We start from the raw sequence: 480 nt of genomic DNA, 5'->3' as shown, positions 1-480 counted from the left end.
AGGCGGTGGTGAGGTTGCCGGTGGTGAACCAGCGTTGGAGGCCGTGGTGGTGGCCGGGGCGGAGGCTGCCGTGGGCGTCGATGGCGGAGAGGAGGTGGTCGACGATGGCGAGTTCGGTGTCGGTGAGGGACTTGGGGATGTCGAAGACGCCGAGGGCTTCGAGGAGTTCGCCGGTGTCGGTCTCGGTGTCGGGGTGGGGGTCGGCGAGGAGGGCGTCGTAGCAGTCGTTCAGGCGTCGGGTGGTTTCGGCGTGGGGGATGGTGAGGGCGAGGCAGACGGCGCGGGCGGAGGGGAGGGGCTTGCGGGTGCGGCGGGCGAGGAGGGCGTAGGTGTCGGCGGGGGTCCGGCCGCGGGAGAGGGCGTGGCGGGCCAGGGTCGTGAGGTGCATGGGGGTTCGGGCTTTCAGGCGGTGGCGAGGGCGGAGACGGGGGCCGGGGCGATGAGCACCCAGACGAACTTGCCGATGTCGTCGGGGCGGGA

1 protein-coding gene is annotated in these 480 nt (G+C 72.5%); it reads right to left on the bottom strand.

All coding sequences use genetic code 11. The annotated features are described in order from the left end of the window. Positions 1–388, bottom strand: a 388-nt coding sequence (locus tag AE652_RS46480) for a hypothetical protein (RefSeq protein ID WP_049653898.1), incomplete at its 3' end; no start/stop codon positions are given. Positions 389–480: the final 92 nt, after the last annotated feature.

The organism is Kitasatospora sp. MY 5-36 (assembly GCF_001182915.1).
In the GTDB taxonomy this organism is placed as follows: Bacteria; Actinomycetota; Actinomycetes; order Streptomycetales; family Streptomycetaceae; genus Kitasatospora.
Note: the sequence above shows the minus strand (reverse complement) of the source record. Positions and strands in the feature narration are given on the sequence as shown.